Source organism: Streptomyces sp. AP-93 (genome assembly GCF_022808175.1).
Taxonomy (GTDB): Bacteria; Actinomycetota; Actinomycetes; order Streptomycetales; family Streptomycetaceae; genus Streptomyces.
In genome coordinates, this window is sequence record NZ_JALGBX010000020.1 from 67,838 (window position 1) to 85,219 (window position 17,382).

A 17,382-nucleotide genomic window follows, 5' to 3' on the forward strand; every position below is an offset into this window, starting at 1 on the left:
TAGCACCACCGAACGGCCCCCGTCCCTCCTCCAGGAGGAACGGGGGCCGTTCCGCGTCCCCTACGGGCCCCAGGTCCCGGAGCCGTTCCACGGTGCGGCACGGTTCCGCCGCGGGGGGACGCCCCTGGGCCCAGTCGGGCCCCGGTCAGATCGTGACCGGGCCGTGGGCGGTGGCGAACTCGACCGAGACCAGGCCCGGTTCCTCATCCTCGACCCAGGTGACGTCGATCTGGTCGAGGGGGTGGTCGGCCGGTTCGCCGAGGAATTCGGCGATGGAGGCGGCGTCGCCGGCGATGGAGACCCCGTGGATGGTGGTGGAGGTGCGCGGGTCGGCGCTCGGGCGCTCCTCGATGGGGACCGACCACTGGAGGAAGTAGGGCAGCTGCGGGTCCTCCAGCAGTTCCAGCAGGCCGATCTGCTTCCACCTCAGGTCGAACCCGTCGGGGCGGACACGGTGGCCCTCGGCCGACGTGCGGCCGAGGCGGGCCTCGACCGGGGCGATGTCGTCGACGGAGACCACCCAGCCGAGCCAGCCGCCGCCCTCGGCGGCGCGGCGCGCGACCGCCTGGCCGAAGGGTGCGCGGTCGGCGGCGGGGTGGTCGAGTGTGGTGACGACCTCGACGTAGGTGCCGCCGCTCAGCGGGAGAATGAAATTGCGGGTGCCGAATCGCGGGTGCACGCCCCCGTCGACGAACCCGGCGCCGAGGGCCGATCCGATCCACTGGACGGTCGACACGAAGCTGTCGCGGGCCACCGCATAGGACACGTGATCAAGTCGCACTCCGCCATCATCACCCCGAAACCCGTACACATCCCGACGCCACGCCCGACTACAGGCTAGAGGGCGAAGGCTTCCGTCCCCCGGGGTCTCCGTACCCCGGGCATGACAAAGAGCCGAGTCGCGGGACCGTCCGTGACTCGGCTCTTTGAGTGTGTGTTGCTTGTTACCGCCCGACGGTACGAGGCTGGCGCGACAGGACGTTCGCACCGCCGGGCGGAGAGGGTGGGGGAGGTTCTCCTTCACATACAGGGGGCTCTGTGCGTGGCCCCTGTATATAGAGGAGAGGTTTTGGCTGGGACCGTGGCGAACGGCGACGAGAACTCCGGCTTCGTCTCCCTCAGGTCAAGAGACGGGCCTCGGAACCCATTACCACCGCACTGGCTCGCACGCTCGCCACGGTCCTCGTCCTGCCCTCACCGCGTACCACCCCTCATCCGGGTCCGCAGTGTGGGCTCAGCGCCCGGATCCTGACCTCCCGTCAGGATCCCGGCGCAGCTTGTGGGCTCAGGCGTCGCGCAGGGCGCGGACGGCCTCCTCGACGCGCTTGCCGTAGTCGGCATCCGCGGCGTGGAAGTGAGCCAGGTTCTTCTCGATGACGTCCTCGAGGGTGACCTGAGACAGGCCGCCGGCGATGGTCGCCACCAGACGCTGCTTCTCGGCCTCCGACATCAGGCGGTAGAGCTCACCGGCCTGGAAGAAGTCGTCGTCCTTGGTGTGGGCCGGAGCCTCGTGGGTGCCCGTGTAGCCGGAGACGGCCTTCGGGGCGCCCAGCGCCAGACCGGTCTCGGCCGGACCCTGGTGCGAGTTGGGCTCGTAGTTCTTGTCGTAGCGCGAGCCGTTGCGCAGCGCCATGACGCCGTCGCGGCCGTAGTTGTCGGCCTTGGTCGCCTTCGGAGCGTTGACCGGGATCAGGGTGTGGTTCACACCGAGGCGGTAGCGCTGGGCGTCGGCGTACGCGAAGAGACGGCCCTGGAGCATCTTGTCCGGCGAGGCGGTGATGCCCGGGACGAAGTTGTTCGGGGAGAACGCGGCCTGCTCGACCTCGGCGAAGACGTTGTCGGGGTTCCGGTCGAGGACCAGACGGCCGACGCGCTGCAGCGGGTAGTCGCTGTGCGGCCACACCTTGGTGAGGTCGAACGGGTTGAAGCGGTAGTCCGCCGCCTCGGAGGCCGGCATGACCTGGACGTACAGGGTCCAGCTCGGGTTCACACCGCGCTCGATCGCCTGCAGCAGGTCGGTCTGGTGCGAGTTGGCGTCGGAGCCGACGAGCTCGGCGGCCTGCTCGCCCGAGAGGCAGCGGATGCCCTGGTTCGTCTTGAAGTGGTACTTGACGAAGAAGGCCTCGCCCTGGGCGTTGGTCCACTGGTACGTGTGGGAGCCGTAGCCGTTCATGTGACGGTACGACGCCGGGATACCGCGGTCACCCATCAGCCAGGTGATCTGGTGCGTCGCCTCGGGGGCGTGCGCCCAGAAGTCCCAGACGTTGTCCGCTTCCTGCTTGCCCGTGAAGGGGTCGCGCTTCTGGGAGTGGATGAAGTCGGGGAACTTGATCGGGTCCTTGATGAAGAACACCGGGGTGTTGTTGCCGACGAGGTCGTAGTTGCCCTCTTCGGTGTAGAACTTCAGCGCGAAGCCGCGCGGGTCGCGGACGGCGTCCGCGCCACCCAGCGAGTCGGCCACGGTGGAGAACCGCAGGAAGGTCTCGGTCTTCTTGCCGACCGTGTTCAGGAACGCGGCGCTGGTGTACTCGGTGACGTCGTCGGTCACCTCGAAGTAGCCGTACGCGGCCGAGCCGCGGGCGTGCACCACGCGCTCCGGGATGCGCTCGCGGTTGAAGCGGGCGAGCTTCTCGAGGAGCTGCTGGTCCTGGATCAGGAGGGGGCCACCGACGCCGGCGGTAGCGGAGTTCTGGTTGTCGGCGACCGGGGCGCCAGACTCGGTCGTCAGCGTGCGCTTCGACATGGTGACCTTCCGTACGGGGAACTGCTGACGGAAATCGTCTTCCGTCATGCGGAACAGCCTAATTTCGGCATGAACTCGACGTCAACAGTTTGTTGAAAGAAAGAGTGGAGGAGAGGTAATCCGGACGGTGCCGGCACTTGGGCGCGACAGGACAGGTGTCAGCACCGGCACCATCCGGAAACTCAGGGCCCCGTGAGCGGGGCGGGTGGCGGCCCTGTGAGCGGGCCGCCTATCGGAGCGGAGCTCAGATCTGGGCGCCGGAGAGGCGCTCGACCGCGCGGAGCAGCGCGGAGTGGTCCAGGCCACCGTCACCCTGGGCGCGCAGCGAGGCGACCAGCTGGGCGACGACCGCGCCGACCGGGAGGGCCGCACCGACGTTGCGGGCGGCGTCGGTGACGATGCCCATGTCCTTGTGGTGCAGGTCGATCCGGAAACCGGGCTTGAAGTCGCGGTTCAGGAAGTTGGCCTTCTTGCGGGTCAGGACCGTGGAGCCGGCCAGACCGCCGTTGAGCACGTCCAGAGCGGCTTCGAGGTTCACGCCCGACTTCTCGAGGAAGACGACGGCCTCGGCGCACGCCTGGATGTTCACCGCGACGATGAGCTGGTTGGCAGCCTTCACCGTCTGGCCGGAGCCGTGCGGGCCACACAGGACGATGACCTTGCCGAGGGTCTCGAGGACCGGCAGGGCCTCGTCGAAGTCGGCCTGCTCGCCACCCACCATGATCGACAGGACGGCCTCGATGGCACCGGCCTCGCCACCGGACACCGGGGCGTCGATGACGCGGATGCCCTTGGCGGCGGCGTTCTTCGCCAGGTCGATCGAGGTCTGCGGGGTGATCGACGACATGTCGATGATCAGCGCGCCGGACTTGGCGTTCTCGAGGATGCCGTTCTCGCCGTAGGAGATGGCCTCGACCTGCGGGGAGGCGGGCACCATCGTGATGATGACGTCGGCGTCCTTGACGGCTTCGGCGATCGAACCGGCGGCGGAGCCACCGGCCGCGGCGAGGCGGTCCAGCTTGTCCTGCTCCAGCGTGAAGCCGGTGACCGAGTAGCCGGCCTTCAGGAGGTTCTCGGCCATGGGGGAGCCCATGATGCCAAGGCCGACCCATGCGATCTTGGGGAGGTTGCTCATGATGAGGGTCCTTCTCTTAATGCTTCGTACGAAAAGTTCGTCAGGTGCCTGGCTGTTCGCCCGGACTTTTCCGCTTACTTCGCGGCGCGGGCCTCGGCGGGCAGCCACGCGAAGGAGGCGGCGGCGTCGGCGGCCTTGTACTCGAGACCGACAAAGCCCTGGTAGCCGGCCTTCTGGAGCTGGTCGAGCAGCTCTTCGAGGGGCAGCTCGCCGGTGCCGGGGGCACCTCGTCCCGGCTTGTCCGCAATCTGGACGTGTCCGGTCTTGGCGGCGTACTTTTCGATGACCTCGGAGAGGTCCTCATCGTTCATCGCCAGGTGGTACAGGTCGAGCAGGAACTTGGCGTTCCCGAGGCCGGTGGCCTCGTTCACCTTGTCCACTACCTCGATGCCGGCCGGGGCGCTCACCAGCGGGTAGAGCGGCGACTCGGGCTTGTTCAGGGTCTCGATCAGGAGGATCGCGCCGACGCGGTCCGCGGCCTGAGCCGCCACGACCAGGTTCTTCAGTGCGAGCTCGTCCTGAACGGCCGGGTCCACGCCTTCGACGCGGTTGCCGTACAGGGCGTTCAGCGCCTTGCAGCCGACCGAGGCGGCGAAGTCCGCAGCCACGTTGATGTTGGCGTTGAAGCGCTCCGACTCCTCCCCGGGAACCGACACCGCACCGCGGTCCGGGCCCGGCAGCTGGCCGGCGTAGAAGTTCAGGCCCACCAGCTGGGTGCCGGCGTCCTCAAGAGCGGTCTTGAGGGCGTCGAGCTCCTCCTGAGCGGGGGTGGGGGTCTCGATCCAGGGCCACCACAGCTCGACCGCCGTGAAGCCCGCTGCGGCGGCAGCCGCGGGACGCTCCAGGAGCGGGAGTTCCGTGAAGAGGATCGAAAGATTTACATCGAAGCGCTGGTCCGTGTATCCCATGAGGGGTGTGCGCTCCTTCCGTATTGCGGAAGTTAGTTTCTGCCTGATGGAAGACTGCAAGCAGGGCGGCCCGGTTGTCAAGTACCGCCTCCCGAAAAGTCCGGACTGCCAGGTAGCTTGAGCGGCGTGCGATTGAGAGTGGAGTTCACGACCGAGCCCTTCGATCTTGAAGAGGCCCCTGCCCATGCCGTAGCCGCTCGCGAGGTCATCCAGACGGCCCAGCTGGACGCGGTGGATGTCGGCCCGTTCGGCAATACGGCCGAGGGGGAGTCCGAGGCGGTGCTGACCGCGGTCACCGCGCTGCTGCGCGACTCCCTGGAAGCCGGAGCCACGCGCGTCTCGCTCCAGGTCAACGTGATCGGAACCGGGGAGGAAACGCCATGACCGAGCCCCGGGACCATCCCTTCGTCGCGGCGGTCAAGCCGCTGGTGGACGCGATGGGCGGTGAGCTGATGGACCCGTCCCTGGCCCAGCCCGACGACGTCGTGCTCGCCTGGGAGGGCCGGGACCTGCTCGCCGTACGGCTTCCGCAGCTCTCGGACTCGCTGGACCACATCCTGGCGGCGCTGGAGCGCCGGCACGGCGTACCGTTGTCCCAGCTCGACCGGAAGTCCAAGCAGGACGTCGTGCGGATACTGGAGGCGCGCGGCGCCTTCTCGGTCCGGCACGGTGTGGAAACGGTCGCCGGCGCCCTGGGCGTAAGCCGCTTCACGGTCTACAACTACCTGAACAGGGACTCAAGCACCCCCAAGGGGGCCGTTGAGCCCCCCGAAGGGTCCGCCGGGACCAACCAAGAGTGAATCCCGATTGACTCACCGTGACGAGCCGCCGCCCAATTCACCCGGGCGGCGGCTTTTGTGTACGGGAAGTTTCAACAAAGTGTTGACGCCGTGTTGTCGAGGGCGTTAGCTATGCGCAGCCCGTCAAAGCAACAACAGGCCACGGAGGCCTACCGTGACTTCGAGTCCGACCCCGGGTCTCACCCGGTTCAACGCCTTGGACGACAGCGCGGCCACGGCCGAGCTGCACGAGGTGTGTGCCAGCTCGGCATGGGGCAGCAAGCTGCTCGCCCAGCGCCCCTTCACCAGCGCCGAAACCCTGTTCTCCGCGAACGAGGCCGCCATGGCGGAGCTCACCGCGGAGGACCTGGGCGAGGCGATGGGCGGACACGCGCCGATCGGCCGGCCGAAGCCGGGAGACCCGACCTCCGCCCGCGAACAGCGCGGCATGGCCGGTGCCTCGGAGGAGCTCAAGACCGAGCTCCTCGAACTGAACCTGGCCTACCAGGACAAGTTCGGCCACGTCTTCCTCATCTGCGCCACCGGTGCGACCGGTGAGTTCATGCGGGACGCGGTCAAGGTCCGGATCGAGAACTCGCCGGAACAGGAGCGGGAAATCGCTCGTGGCGAGCTCGTCAAGATCAACCGGATTCGCCTGACCCGCCTCATGGAATCCGTAGAAGGAGAGTAAGACCGAGCATGAGCACTGAGACCACCGCGTCGGTGTCCACGCACATCCTGGACACCAGCATCGGAAAGCCCGCCGAAGGCGTCGCGATCTCCCTGTCGGCCCGTACGGGTCTCGACGGCGAGTGGGCGGCCCTGGGTGGATCCGCCACCGATGTGGACGGGCGCTGCAAGGACCTGCCGGCGCTGCCGGAGGGCACCACCCACGTGCGTCTCGACTTCGAGACCGAGACGTACTTCTCCAAGAAGCAAGCCGCCGAGGCACAGCAGGACGCCCCCCGCGTAAGGGACAGCGGTGCGTTCTTCCCCGAGGTCACCATCACCTTCGCGGTGAACCCGGGCGAGCACTATCACGTACCGCTGCTGCTCAACCCGTTCGGCTACTCCGTTTACCGAGGGAGCTAGCATGGCCACCATTCTGGGCCAGAACCAGTACGGCAAAGCAGAGAACCGCGTTGTCAAGATCACGCGGGACGGCGACACCCACCACATCAAGGACCTGAACGTCTCGGTCGCCCTCTCCGGCGACATGGACGACGTCCACTACTCCGGCTCGAACGCCAACGTCCTGCCGACGGACACCACCAAGAACACGGTGTACGCGTTCGCCAAGGAGTACGGCATCGAGTCCGCCGAGCAGTTCGGCATCCACCTGGCGCGCTGGTTCGTCAACAGCCAGGAGCCGATCCAGAAGGCCCGCATCCGGATCGAGGAGTACTCCTGGTCCCGGATCGCGACCTCGGACGCGAACTCCAAGTTCATCGGCTCCGACGAGGTGAACCACTCCTTCGTCCGCGAGGGCATGGAGACCCGCGTCACCCAGATCACGTACGACGGCAAGAACTGGGAGGTCATCTCCGGCCTCAAGGACCTCGTCGTCATGAACTCCACGAACTCCGAGTTCTGGGGTTACGTGAAGGACAAGTACACGACCCTGAAGGAGGCCTACGACCGCATCCTGGCGACCCAGGTTTCGGCTCGCTGGCGCTTCAACTGGTCGGATGACGAGCAGCGGATGCCCAACTGGGAGAAGTCCTACGCCGAGACCCGGAAGCACATGCTCCAGGCCTTCGCGGAGACCTACTCCCTGTCGCTGCAGCAGACCCTGTACCAGATGGGTTCGCGCATCATCAACCACCGTTCGGAGATCGACGAGGTTCGCTTCTCGCTCCCGAACAAGCACCACTTCCTCGTCGACCTCGAGCCCTTCGGTCTCAAGAACGACAACGAGGTCTACTTCGCCGCGGACCGCCCGTACGGTCTGATCGAGGCGACGGTCCTCCGCGACGGCGTAGACGCCCGTATCCCCGTGGACATGACCAACCTCTGATGTGGCACGCGCGTCCCGGGGCTCCGCAGTGGCCCCGGGGCGGCGCGACACCTGTCAGCACTTTCGACACGTTTGAACTTCCTGAATCGGCACCCGGACGCACCACACGGGGCGGCAGTACTGTCAGCTGTCAAGGCCCCCGGCTCCGGCACTCAAATCCCCTGGGTTTTGCCGTGCCCGCACCGCCACTGAAAGCACGAGGAAGTCCCATGGCAGCATCGGCAGCCAATGACAGCGCCGTAGAGCGCATCGTCATCGAAAACTGTGCGATTGCGACCGTCGACGCCAACGACACCGAGTACGCCTCGGGTCACGTGGTGCTCGCCGGTAACAAGATCGAGTTCGTCGGCGCGGGCAAGGCCCCCGAGAACCTCGAGAACGTCGTCCGCCGCATCGACGGCACCGGGCACCTCGTGACCCCCGGTCTGGTCAACACGCACCACCACTTCTACCAGTGGATCACGCGTGGTCTGGCCACCGACCACAACCTCTTCAACTGGCTGGTCGCGCTGTACCCGACGTGGGCGCGCATCGACGAGCAGATGACGTACACGGCCGCGCAGGGCTCCCTCGCCGCGATGGCCAAGGGTGGCGTCACCACCGCGATGGACCACCACTACGTCTTCCCCAAGGGTTCGGGCGACCTCTCCGGGTCGATCATCCGCGCCGCGTCCGAGATGGGCGTCCGCTTCACCCTCGCCCGCGGCTCGATGGACCGCAGCGAGAAGGACGGCGGCCTGCCGCCGGACCACGCGGTCGAGACCCTCGAAGGTGCCCTCGCGGACACCGAGGCGACCGTGAAGAAGTACCACGACGCCTCCTTCGACGCGATGACCCAGGTCGCCGTCGCCCCGTGCTCCCCCTTCTCGGTCTCCACCGAGCTGCTGAAGCAGGGCGCCGAGATGGCCCGCCGCCTGGGTGTGCGCATGCACACGCACGGCTCGGAGACCGTCGAGGAAGAGCAGTTCTGCAAGGAACTGTTCGGCATGGGCCCGACCGACTACTTCGAGTCGACCGGCTGGCTCGGCGAGGACGTGTGGATGGCGCACAGCGTCCACATGAACGACTCCGACATCGCCGCGTTCGCCCGTACCAAGACCGGTGTCGCGCACTGCCCGTCCTCCAACGCCCGTCTGGCCGCCGGCATCGCCCGCGTCCCGGACATGCTCGCCGCCGGTGTCCCGGTCGGCCTCGGCGTGGACGGCACCGCCTCGAACGAGTCCGGTGAGCTGCACACCGAGCTGCGCAACGCGCTGCTGATCAACCGTCTGAACCCGGTCCACCGCGAGCGCGCGCTCAACGCCCGCCAGGCCCTGCGCCTCGGTACGTTCGGTGGCGCCCAGGTCCTCGGCCGCGCCTCGAACATCGGTTCGCTGGAGGTCGGCAAGTGCGCCGACCTGGTGCTCTGGAACCTGAACACCCTCCTGCACTCCTCGATCGCCGACCCGGTCACCGCGCTGGTCTTCGGTGCGGCGGCCCCGGTCACCGCGTCGTTCGTCAACGGCAAGCAGATCGTCGAGAACAACCGTCTCCTCTTCGCCGACGAGGACGCCATCGCCGTGTCCACGCGGGAAGAGGCCCAGCGCCTCGCGCGGATCTCCGCGCAGGCCTGATCCCACGGAGTCCGGCCGGGGGGGACGGCCCCCGGCCGGCGGCCGCGGACCCGAGCGGGGTCCGCGGCAGCTGTTCCCGGGTAGCGCCCGAGGATTCTTTCCGAGGGCGCCCCGGGAGCGGTGACTCGTGCCGGTTGCTCCGCAGCCCGCGCCACTGGCCCCGCAGCTCGTGTACCGCGCCACTGCTACGGCACCTCCAGCTCTCTTTCGACTTCCTTACCGGCGGCTCCCGGGCCGCCCTTGCGTGGAAACGACTCGGGCGAATCGTTTCCGCACTCCTTGGGACAAGCATTCGCAGCAACAGCACAGCAGCACAGCAGCACAGCAGTACCCACAACTCCATACCGGCTCGACTCGTACAGCTTTCGCATCACCTCCCAGACACATCACGTCCCTGCCGGCGTGTTAAACAGTTCGGAGGAAGCCGTGGCCCAGGCGCCCAGGTTTCGCAAAGACGCAGACGCAGTCGCAGTACCGCAGGTCGCGGACGACTCAGGGGCGAAGCACCCGGTCGACGAGACCTTGCCGCCGCTGAAAATGTTCACCAGCGGTCTCCAGCACGTGGCCGCCATGTACGCGGGTGTAGTCGCCCCGCCCATGATCGTCGGCCCGGCCGTGGGACTCTCCGCCACCGAGACCGCCTTCCTGATGGGCGCCTCGCTCTTCACCGCAGGGCTCGCCACCCTCCTCCAGACCCTCGGGTTCTGGAAGATCGGCGCCAAGCTCCCCTTCGTCAACGGCGTCTCCTTCGCCGGTGTGACCCCGATGATCGCCATCGGAAAGGGCGAGGGCGACAACGCCATCCCGATCATCTTCGGCGCGATCATCGTCGCCGGAATCCTCGGCTTCTTCGCCGCCCCGTACTTCGGCAAACTGGTCCGGTTCTTCCCGCCGGTCGTCACCGGTACGGTCATCACCCTCATCGGCGTCTCGCTGCTCCCCGTGGCCTTCAACTGGTCGCAGGGCGGGAACAGCACCGCCACCGACTACGGCTCGATGAAGAACATCGCCATGGCCGCCGTCACCCTCGCGATCGTCCTGCTGATGCGCAAGTTCCTGCGCGGCTTCCTCCAGCAGATCTCCATCCTCCTCGGCCTGGTCGCCGGCACGCTCATAGCGCTGCCGCTGGGCATGACGAACTTCGACGCCGTACGGAACGCCGATTTCGTCGGCTTCCCGACGCCGTTCCACTTCGGGGCGCCGCAGTTCCAGGTCGCCGCGATCATCTCCATGTGCATCGTGATGCTGGTGTGCATGACCGAGTCCACCGCCGACATCCTCGCCCTGGGCAAGATCGTCGGCCGTCCGGCGGACGCGAAGACCATCGAGGGCGGCCTGCGCGCCGACACCCTGGGCAGCGCGCTCAGCCCGCTGTTCAACGGGTTCATGTGCAGTGCCTTCGCGCAGAACATCGGGCTGGTCGCCATGACCAAAGTCCGCAGCCGGTTCGTCGTCGCGGCCGGCGGCGGCATCCTGATCCTGCTGGGCCTCTGTCCCATCGCCGCCTCCGTCATCGGAGTCGTACCGCTGCCGGTCCTCGGCGGCGCGGGCATCGTCCTCTTCGGCTCGGTGGCCGCCAGCGGCATCCAGACCCTGGCCGGCGCGGCCATGGAGACGGGCGAGAACGCCCTGATCGTCGCCGCCTCGCTCGGCATCGGCCTGATCCCGATCGCGGCCCCCGGCTTCTACCACGCCTTCCCCGAGGACCTGCTCGTCGTCCTCGACTCCGGCATCAGCACCGGCTGCGTCGTGGCCATCGTGCTGAACCTCGCCTTCAACCACCTCGGTGCCAAGAAGGGATCGGCCTCGGCCGCCCCGGATCCGGTACTGGTGCACTGACCGGGCTGTTCCCGGCCGGTGAGCGCGGACCGGGCTGGTCCCGGCCGGTGAGCGCTGGCCGGGCTGTTCCCGGCCCGTGCGCGGGATGCGGCGGTGCGTACGTCACCCACTGCGGGGTTGGCGTCCGCACCGCCGTACGCGTCTTCGGCGCGGGCCCCGCCGGGCGGTGGCGGGTGACGTCGCGGGCCGGCTCCGGCCGGGGCTCCGCCCCGGACCCCGCGCCTCAAACGCCGGCGGGGCTGGAATTGCCCCGGAGCCTGCCTTAAACGCTGGCGGGGCTGGAATTGCCCCGGACCCGCCTTAAACGCCGGTGGGGCTGGAGTTGCCCCGGAGCCCGCCTCAAACGCCGACGGGGCTGGAATTGCCCCGGAGCCCGCCTCAAACGCCGACGGGGCTGGAATTGCCCCGGACCCGCCTTGAACGCCGGTGGGGCTGGAGTTGCCCCGGACCCGCCTTAAACGCTGGCGGGGCTGGAATTGCCCCGGAGCCCGCCTCAAACGCCGACGGGGCTGGAGTTGCTCTGCGGGCAACCGGGGGTGGCGGGGCTGGAATTGTCCTGCGGGGAACCAGGGTCGGCGGGGCTGGAGTTGCCCTGCGGGCGACCGGGGGTGGCGGGGCTGGAGTTGACCTGGGGGTGGCCCGGAGGTAGGTCGTGGCGGGGGTCAGGTCAGGATCGGGTCCGACCAGATGTCCGGGGAGACCGTGCGGACGCGGTGGCCGCGGCGGTCCAGTTCCTGGGCTTCCGCCTTGCGGACCTGCAGGGCCAGCGCCGAGTCCGTGATGCGCAGGCCCGGCAGCCTTCGGGTGAGCTCCGCCGTGTAGCGGGAGAGGTCCTCCACCGTGCGCAGCCGGGCGCTGATCATGAAGTTCCAGGGGCCGCTGACGGACATGCAGATACGCGTCTCGCGCAGCCCCGCGGCGACCGCCGCGCAGTCGGCGAGCTCGAACTCGGACGCCTCCCCCCACAGCGTCGCCGACACCGGCCAGCCCGACAGCCCGGAGGCCAGCGCGCAGCTGTAGCGCAGGCTCTGCCCGCCCTCCAGCCGCGCCAGCCGGCGCCGTACGGTCGACTCGCTCATCCCGGACTCCCGGGCCAGCGAGGCCACGCTGCGCCGCGCGTCCGAGGCCAGGGCCAGGACCAGCGGCCGGTCGTCCTCCTGGAGCGGCGCCACCGCCGGCCGGTCCGGGGCGCTGGAAGCCGCCGGCCGCCGGGTCCGTCTGGTCAGCAGGCCGATCTGGGCCGGGGTCAGCTGGTCCAGGCGCCAGCGGTCGGGGGCGTAGTGCACCGCCGTCACCATCGAGGTGCGGGTGCCGATCACACCGGGGATCCGCTGCACCCGGGAGGACAGGTAGGAGTAGAGCGTCGGCAGGTCGGGTACGGCCACGAAGACGAGCAGGTCCCGGCCCCCGGTGGTGTGCTCGACCCCGAGCGCGTGCGGATCCGCCACCAGGATGTCCCCGACCGAGGGCGAGGTGCCCGCGGTGCACGTGACCTCCACCCACGCCATGCAGGGCTTCGTGACGCCGGTGCGCAGCCCGAGCCCGCTCAGCCACGCCTCGCCGGACCCGGTGAGCCGCTCCCAGCGGCGCGCCAGGGTGTCCGGGCGCGCGCCGAGGACCGGACCCAGCAGTTCCCAGCTCGCACGGGGTGCGAGCTGGAGTGCGTGGACCAGTGCCCGGTCGGTGTCGTCGATGGCGGAAATGGCCGAGTTCATACCCTCCCCTTGGTGGTTCTCCCGGTCGGTGACGGGACAACGGGATTATGAGCCGATCATCTCTCTTTGTGCGTTCAACTGTTGACCACATGACGGTGCGTACGTGTCGGACGTAGCGGGAGGACGTGTGGGGGAGGCCGGTTCGGGCGTGCGGCAGGCGGTGCCCGCCGAACTGTCGAGCTTCATCGGGCGGGAGCGGGAGCTCACCGCCCTCGCGTCCCTGCTCGCCACCGAACGCCTGGTCACGCTCACCGGACCGGCCGGCATCGGCAAGACCCGGCTCGCCGTGCGCACCGTCCGCACCCTGGGCGAAAGGGACGGCCTTGACGCCGTCTGGGCGGAGCTCGGGGCCCTGCCCGAGCGGTGCTGGGACCGTCTCGGAGCGGAGCTCGCGGACCGCCTCGCGGGACGTGATGCGCTGCTGGTGCTCGACGGCTGCGAACAGCTCGGGGAGGCCGGCGCGGAGCTCGCGGCCGGGCTGCTGCGGCGCCTGCCGGGGCTGCGCATTCTGGCCACGTCGCAGCGGCGGCTGCGGCTCGCCGGGGAAGTGGTGCTCGCCGTACCGCCGCTGTCGGTGCCGACCGCGCCCTCCGTGCCGCCGCTGCCCGCGGCGCCGTCGGTCCTGCCGGGGCATGCCGCGGCCGACCCCACCCGGCGGTTCCCGGTGGCCGACGTCGCCGGCTACGCGGCCGTACGGCTCTTCGAGGAGCGGGCCCGCGGCGCCGACCCCTTCTTCGAGCTGACCGACCGCAACGCGGGCGCCGTGGCCGCGCTGTGCCGGGCGCTCGACGGCATCCCCGGCGCACTGGAGCTCGCGGCGGGGCGCTCGCACCAGTACGCGCCCGCACAGGCGCTCCGCAGACTCGGCTCCGACCCGCTGGGCTTCCTCGCCGGCGGCGCCGGCCGCAGCACCAGGGTCGACGCCGAACGCTCGCTGCGGCTGGCCTCGCCCGCCGAACGGCTGCTCTGGGAGCGGCTCTCCGTCTTCGCGGGCTCCTTCGACAGGGCGGCCGTCGCCGAGGTGTGCGGCTTCGGGGCGCTCACCCCGGACACCGCCGTGGAGGCCCTGCTCCGGCTGGCCCCCGGCCTGCTCGCGGACGCCGGTCAGGGCCGCTACCGACTGCCGCTGTCCGTACGGGCCTACGCGGCCCGGCGGCTCGCGCACGGACCCGCCGGGGACGGCGCGACGACGGCCCGGCGTCATCGCGAGCGCTGCCGGGTGGTGGCGGAGCGGGCCGCGCAGCTGTGGCGCGCCGGAGCGCAGCGGGAAGCGCGCGCCCTCGCCCTGCGGGAACTGCCCGAGCTGCGCGCGGCGATGAATCCGCTCGCCGCCGGGGGACCGGGCGCGGCCCTGGAGATCGCGGTGTCCCTGTGGTTCCTGTGGACCGCGTGCGGGATGGCGGCGGAGGGGCGCAGGCACGTGGAACGCGCCCTGGCCGTGCACCCCGCGCCCCGGCCCGCCCGGGCGCTGTGGCTCGCGGCGTGGCTGGTCGCCGCCTTCGGGGAGGCGGACGGCGCCGACCCCCTGCTGGTGGAGGCGTGGACCGAGGCCGTGCACGAGGGGGAGGACGCCTGCCTGGCGTACCTCGCGCACCTGCGCGGCACGATCGCGTTGTGGGAGGACCGGTACGAGGACGCCGCGGCGGAGTACCGGGAGGGCCTGGAGCTCCTGCCGGCGGATCCCGGGTTCGGACCCGGACGCGAAGCCCTGCGGGCCGCGCACACCCTGGCGGCCGCCCGTACGGACCCGGCCTCGGTGCCGGTCGAGGACGGCCCGCCGGACGGCCCGGCCGACCTGTGGGCCCGCTCCTGGGTGAGCTACGCCCACGCCCTGGTCCAGCGCCACGAGGGGCGCCCGGCGCTGGCCCGTACCGAACTGCTGAGCGCGCTGCGGACCCAGTTCGCGCTGGACGACACGCTCGGGCAGGCCTTCTCCGTGGAGCTCCTCGCCGAACTGGAGGCGGACCAGGGCCGCTACGCCGAGGCCGCCCGCCTCCTCGGCGCCGTCTCCCGCACCCGCCCGTACGCGGCCGCGGCCCCCCGCGTCCAGCACACGGTCCGCACCCGCCTCACCCCACAGGCCTTCCGCGCGGCCTACACCTCCGGCGCCCGGACACCACTGCGCGAACTCCTGCCGGAGCTGTCGGGCTGAGCGGGCGGAGCGGGGGGAGTGGGCTGAGCGGGCGGCACCCACGCCATCAGGTTGCTCATCAGCTCGGCCTGCTCGACCGCGTCGTCCAGCGCGTGATGGGTGTGCGGCCGGCGGGAGAGCAGCTCGCGCGGCATGCGCCCCTTGACGGCCGCGCGGAGCGGCACCCGGGCCTTGGCCGCGTACAGGGTCTTCATCTTGACTCCTTCGTGGATACCCGCACCTTTAGGTGGGGGGAGAAAACGAAGCTCCTGCGGAGCAGGGCAACGGGCTGGGATTCGCCGCCAGGCGGATCGCAGTGTCCTGACCAGCAGATTTGATCTTCACATTCTGCGCCTCTAGTTTGTGACCCATGACCACGAACCTGGTGAGGCGGGCGTTCAAGTACCGCTTCTATCCGACCGATGCGCAGGCAGCCGAGCTGTCGCGCACGTTCGGCTGCGTGCGCAAGGTCTACAACCTGGCGCTCGCCGCCCGCACGGAAGCGTGGACGCGTCAGGAGCGGGTCAACTACAACCAGACGTCGGCGATGCTGACGGCCTGGAAGAAGACCGAAGAGCTGTCGTACCTGACCGAGGTGTCCTCGGTCCCGCTCCAGCAGTCGCTCCGGCACTTGCAAGGCGCGTTCACCAATTTCTTCGGGAAGCGGTCGAAGTACCCCCGCTTCAAGTCGAAGCACAAATCCCGTGCCAGTGCCGAGTACACCTCCAGCGCCTTCCGGTTCCGGGACGGCAAGCTGACCTTGGCGAAGATGTCCGAGCCGCTCGACATCGTGTGGTCCAGGCCGATCCCGGAAGGGTCGGCGCCGTCCACGGTGACGGTGTCCCGTGACGCGGCCGGACGTTGGTTCGTCTCGATGCTGTGCGACGACCGGCCCATGATGCCCGTACCCGCGAACGCTGCCGTCGGGATCGACGCCGGGATCACCAGCCTGGTCACGCTCTCTACCGGGGAGAAGATCACCAACCCGAAGTTCGAACGCCGTGACCGGGAACGTCTGGCCAGGGCACAGAAGAACCTCGCTCGTAAGGCGAAGGGCTCCGCGAACCGGTCCAAGGCCCGTGTGAGAGCGGCGAAGGTCTACGCGAAGATCGGAGACCGGCGCCGTGACCACCTGCACAAGCTGACCACTCGACTCGTCCGTGAAAACCAAACGGTCGTGATCGAGGACCTGACCGTCCGCAACATGGTCAAGAACCACACGCTCGCCCGCGCCATCTCGGATGCGGCCTGGCGTGAGATGCGCATGATGCTGGAGTACAAGGCCCAGTGGTACGGGCGGAACCTGGTCGTGATCGACCGATGGTTCCCCTCCTCCAAGCTGTGCTCGGCCTGCGGCACCATCGCATCGAAGATGCCCCTCAACGTCCGCGAGTGGACGTGCGACTGCGGAACGACCCACGACCGGGACGTGAACGCAGCGAAGAACATTCTGGCCGCCGGGCTGGCGGTATCTGTCTGTGGAGACGGTGTAAGACCTCAACGGAGCACTCCTGAGAGGCGACAGTCAGTGAAGCAGAAAACCCCGACCCGCGAGGGTGTGGGAATCCCCTTCCTTTAGGAGGGGGAGGATGTCAACAAGTACCAGTACAGGAAGGTCCAGTCGAAGGAGGCCGGGTACGCGCACATCACCGGCTGCGCCCCCGCCGAGACCTCCCGCACCCATGCGCGGAACTCCGCCATGGCGACGCCAGGTTCGGCCCCCTCGCGGAGCAACCGGTCCCGGTCCAGCCCGCTGACGGCGAGGGCCTCCGGTACGTACGCCTCGCTGATCGGGCGCAACTCCCGGTAGAAGGTGTCCTGTTCCGGATCGGCGGCCGTATACGAAGCCCCGTCCTGGCGCCCCGCCACGGCGGCCCCGAAGCTGATCATCGAATACGGCCCGGGGATGGGCCCGTCGGCCTCGATGTCGACGGAGATGTAGAGACTGGGACGCGCGCTGCGGACTGTCATGCGCGCGAGCATGCCAGTCCGCGGCCGGGACGATCACCCCATTTCCCGGTCGACGACCGCCGGGCCCGGGGGGACCATGGGAGCAGGGGCGCGTGCGACGGATCGAGGGAGTGGTCATGTTTGCGGACAGCAAGGCCTTCAGCGGCTTCTCGGTCGACGACCTCGGGAAGGCGAAAGAGTTCTACGGCGGCACGCTCGGGCTCCGCGTCACCGAGGAAGAGGACATGCCGATCCTGCAGCTGCACCTCGCGGGCGGCGCGAAGGTGCTGGTCTATCCGAAGGAGAACCACCAGCCCGCGAGCTTCACGATCCTCAATTTCCCCGTCGACGACATCGACAAGGCGGTCGACGAACTCGCCGCGCGAGGCGTCCGCTTCGAGCGCTACGAAGGATTCGAGGCCGACGACAGGGGCATCGTCCGCCCCACCGAACGCGGAATGCCGTCCATCGCCTGGTTCAAGGACCCGGCGGGCAACATCCTGTCCGTCCTCAACGAGTCCGGGTAGTACCGCACCCCGCCGCGGCGGGGCC

At 69.2% G+C, this 17,382-nt stretch carries 17 protein-coding genes; 10 read left to right on the top strand and 7 right to left on the bottom strand.

Features of this window, described 5'->3' with window-relative positions; genetic code table 11:
* Positions 1 to 145: 145 nt before the first annotated feature.
* From MTF69_RS29005 to MTF69_RS29020, 4 genes are all read right to left on the bottom strand, one after another.
* Entirely contained in the window at positions 146 to 781 is a 636-nt protein-coding gene (locus MTF69_RS29005; protein ID WP_243339124.1) for a VOC family protein, read from the bottom strand.
* Between the two features lie 504 nt (positions 782 to 1,285).
* Positions 1,286 to 2,743, bottom strand: a complete 1,458-nt coding sequence (locus tag MTF69_RS29010; protein ID WP_243339238.1) for a catalase — start codon at positions 2,741 to 2,743, stop codon at positions 1,286 to 1,288.
* A gap of 244 nt (positions 2,744 to 2,987) precedes the next feature.
* A complete protein-coding gene (locus MTF69_RS29015) occupies positions 2,988 to 3,878 on the bottom strand; it encodes a 2-hydroxy-3-oxopropionate reductase (protein ID WP_243339125.1) in 891 nt (296 codons plus the stop codon).
* 74 nt (positions 3,879 to 3,952) lie between these two features.
* The gene (locus MTF69_RS29020) at positions 3,953 to 4,786 is read right to left on the bottom strand and encodes a TIM barrel protein (protein ID WP_243339126.1); all 834 of its coding nucleotides are present in this window, start codon (positions 4,784 to 4,786) and stop codon (positions 3,953 to 3,955) included.
* 126 nt (positions 4,787 to 4,912) lie between these two features.
* On the opposite strand from MTF69_RS29020, the gene MTF69_RS29025 reads away from it, so the two are divergent.
* The 7 genes from MTF69_RS29025 (at position 4,913) to MTF69_RS29055 (ending at position 11,034) form a co-directional block, all read left to right on the top strand.
* Positions 4,913 to 5,170, top strand: a complete 258-nt coding sequence (locus tag MTF69_RS29025) for a thiamine-binding protein (protein WP_243339127.1) — start codon at positions 4,913 to 4,915, stop codon at positions 5,168 to 5,170.
* Positions 5,167 to 5,586: a helix-turn-helix domain-containing protein gene (locus tag MTF69_RS29030; RefSeq protein WP_243339128.1), complete on the top strand. Its 420-nt coding sequence runs from the start codon at positions 5,167 to 5,169 to the stop codon at positions 5,584 to 5,586. Before MTF69_RS29025 ends, MTF69_RS29030 begins: the two co-directional genes overlap by 4 nt.
* A 154-nt stretch (positions 5,587 to 5,740) precedes the next feature.
* Positions 5,741 to 6,256: a 2-oxo-4-hydroxy-4-carboxy-5-ureidoimidazoline decarboxylase gene (gene uraD, locus MTF69_RS29035; RefSeq protein ID WP_243339129.1), complete on the top strand. Its 516-nt coding sequence runs from the start codon at positions 5,741 to 5,743 to the stop codon at positions 6,254 to 6,256.
* Between the two features lie 8 nt (positions 6,257 to 6,264).
* Positions 6,265 to 6,657: a hydroxyisourate hydrolase gene (gene uraH / locus MTF69_RS29040; RefSeq protein WP_243339130.1), complete on the top strand. Its 393-nt coding sequence runs from the start codon at positions 6,265 to 6,267 to the stop codon at positions 6,655 to 6,657.
* A gap of 1 nt (position 6,658) precedes the next feature.
* Positions 6,659 to 7,582, top strand: coding sequence for a factor-independent urate hydroxylase (pucL, locus tag MTF69_RS29045; protein WP_031149253.1), 924 nt, complete (start codon positions 6,659 to 6,661; stop codon positions 7,580 to 7,582).
* A gap of 209 nt (positions 7,583 to 7,791) precedes the next feature.
* On the top strand, positions 7,792 to 9,195 hold the full coding sequence (locus tag MTF69_RS29050) for an 8-oxoguanine deaminase (protein WP_243339131.1): 1,404 nt from the start codon (positions 7,792 to 7,794) through the stop codon (positions 9,193 to 9,195).
* A 426-nt stretch (positions 9,196 to 9,621) separates the two neighbouring features.
* Positions 9,622 to 11,034: a nucleobase:cation symporter-2 family protein gene (locus tag MTF69_RS29055; RefSeq protein ID WP_243339239.1), complete on the top strand. Its 1,413-nt coding sequence runs from the start codon at positions 9,622 to 9,624 to the stop codon at positions 11,032 to 11,034.
* A 662-nt stretch (positions 11,035 to 11,696) separates the two neighbouring features.
* On the opposite strand, the gene MTF69_RS29060 is transcribed toward MTF69_RS29055, so the two are convergent.
* A complete protein-coding gene (locus MTF69_RS29060; RefSeq protein WP_243339132.1) occupies positions 11,697 to 12,749 on the bottom strand; it encodes an Lrp/AsnC family transcriptional regulator in 1,053 nt (350 codons plus the stop codon).
* A 103-nt stretch (positions 12,750 to 12,852) separates the two neighbouring features.
* On the opposite strand from MTF69_RS29060, the gene MTF69_RS29065 reads away from it, so the two are divergent.
* Positions 12,853 to 14,901: a hypothetical protein gene (locus MTF69_RS29065; protein ID WP_243339133.1), complete on the top strand. Its 2,049-nt coding sequence runs from the start codon at positions 12,853 to 12,855 to the stop codon at positions 14,899 to 14,901.
* On the opposite strand, the gene MTF69_RS29070 is transcribed toward MTF69_RS29065, so the two are convergent.
* Entirely contained in the window at positions 14,844 to 15,095 is a 252-nt protein-coding gene (locus MTF69_RS29070; protein WP_243339134.1) for a hypothetical protein, read from the bottom strand. The genes MTF69_RS29065 and MTF69_RS29070 overlap by 58 nt on opposite strands.
* A 155-nt stretch (positions 15,096 to 15,250) precedes the next feature.
* On the opposite strand from MTF69_RS29070, the gene MTF69_RS29075 reads away from it, so the two are divergent.
* Positions 15,251 to 16,459, top strand: coding sequence for a transposase (locus MTF69_RS29075; protein WP_243339135.1), 1,209 nt, complete (start codon positions 15,251 to 15,253; stop codon positions 16,457 to 16,459).
* Here MTF69_RS29075 and MTF69_RS29080 read toward each other — a convergent pair.
* Positions 16,456 to 16,851 carry a hypothetical protein gene (locus MTF69_RS29080; protein ID WP_243339136.1) on the bottom strand — a complete coding sequence of 132 codons (396 nt, stop codon included), beginning with the start codon at positions 16,849 to 16,851 and terminating at the stop codon, positions 16,456 to 16,458. The genes MTF69_RS29075 and MTF69_RS29080 overlap by 4 nt on opposite strands.
* Before the next feature lie 116 nt (positions 16,852 to 16,967).
* On the opposite strand from MTF69_RS29080, the gene MTF69_RS29085 reads away from it, so the two are divergent.
* A complete protein-coding gene (locus MTF69_RS29085; RefSeq protein WP_243339137.1) occupies positions 16,968 to 17,357 on the top strand; it encodes a VOC family protein in 390 nt (129 codons plus the stop codon).
* The last annotated feature ends 25 nt before the right edge of the window (positions 17,358 to 17,382 follow it).

What these genes read in the sequence shown, in the direction of transcription:
- MTF69_RS29085 (WP_243339137.1), top strand. Translation starts at nt 16,968, where the DNA reads ATGTTTGCGGACAGCAAGGCCTTCAGCGGCTTCTCGGTCGACGACCTC.
- MTF69_RS29050 (WP_243339131.1), top strand. Translation starts at nt 7,792, where the DNA reads ATGGCAGCATCGGCAGCCAATGACAGCGCCGTAGAGCGCATCGTCATC.
- MTF69_RS29070 (WP_243339134.1), bottom strand. Translation starts at nt 15,095, where the DNA reads ATGAAGACCCTGTACGCGGCCAAGGCCCGGGTGCCGCTCCGCGCGGCC.
- MTF69_RS29075 (WP_243339135.1), top strand. Translation starts at nt 15,251, where the DNA reads ATGACCACGAACCTGGTGAGGCGGGCGTTCAAGTACCGCTTCTATCCG.
- MTF69_RS29015 (WP_243339125.1), bottom strand. Translation starts at nt 3,878, where the DNA reads ATGAGCAACCTCCCCAAGATCGCATGGGTCGGCCTTGGCATCATGGGC.
- uraH (WP_243339130.1), top strand. Translation starts at nt 6,265, where the DNA reads ATGAGCACTGAGACCACCGCGTCGGTGTCCACGCACATCCTGGACACC.
- pucL (WP_031149253.1), top strand. Translation starts at nt 6,659, where the DNA reads ATGGCCACCATTCTGGGCCAGAACCAGTACGGCAAAGCAGAGAACCGC.
- MTF69_RS29020 (WP_243339126.1), bottom strand. Translation starts at nt 4,786, where the DNA reads ATGGGATACACGGACCAGCGCTTCGATGTAAATCTTTCGATCCTCTTC.
- MTF69_RS29060 (WP_243339132.1), bottom strand. Translation starts at nt 12,749, where the DNA reads ATGAACTCGGCCATTTCCGCCATCGACGACACCGACCGGGCACTGGTC.
- MTF69_RS29080 (WP_243339136.1), bottom strand. Translation starts at nt 16,851, where the DNA reads ATGACAGTCCGCAGCGCGCGTCCCAGTCTCTACATCTCCGTCGACATC.
- MTF69_RS29010 (WP_243339238.1), bottom strand. Translation starts at nt 2,743, where the DNA reads ATGTCGAAGCGCACGCTGACGACCGAGTCTGGCGCCCCGGTCGCCGAC.
- MTF69_RS29030 (WP_243339128.1), top strand. Translation starts at nt 5,167, where the DNA reads ATGACCGAGCCCCGGGACCATCCCTTCGTCGCGGCGGTCAAGCCGCTG.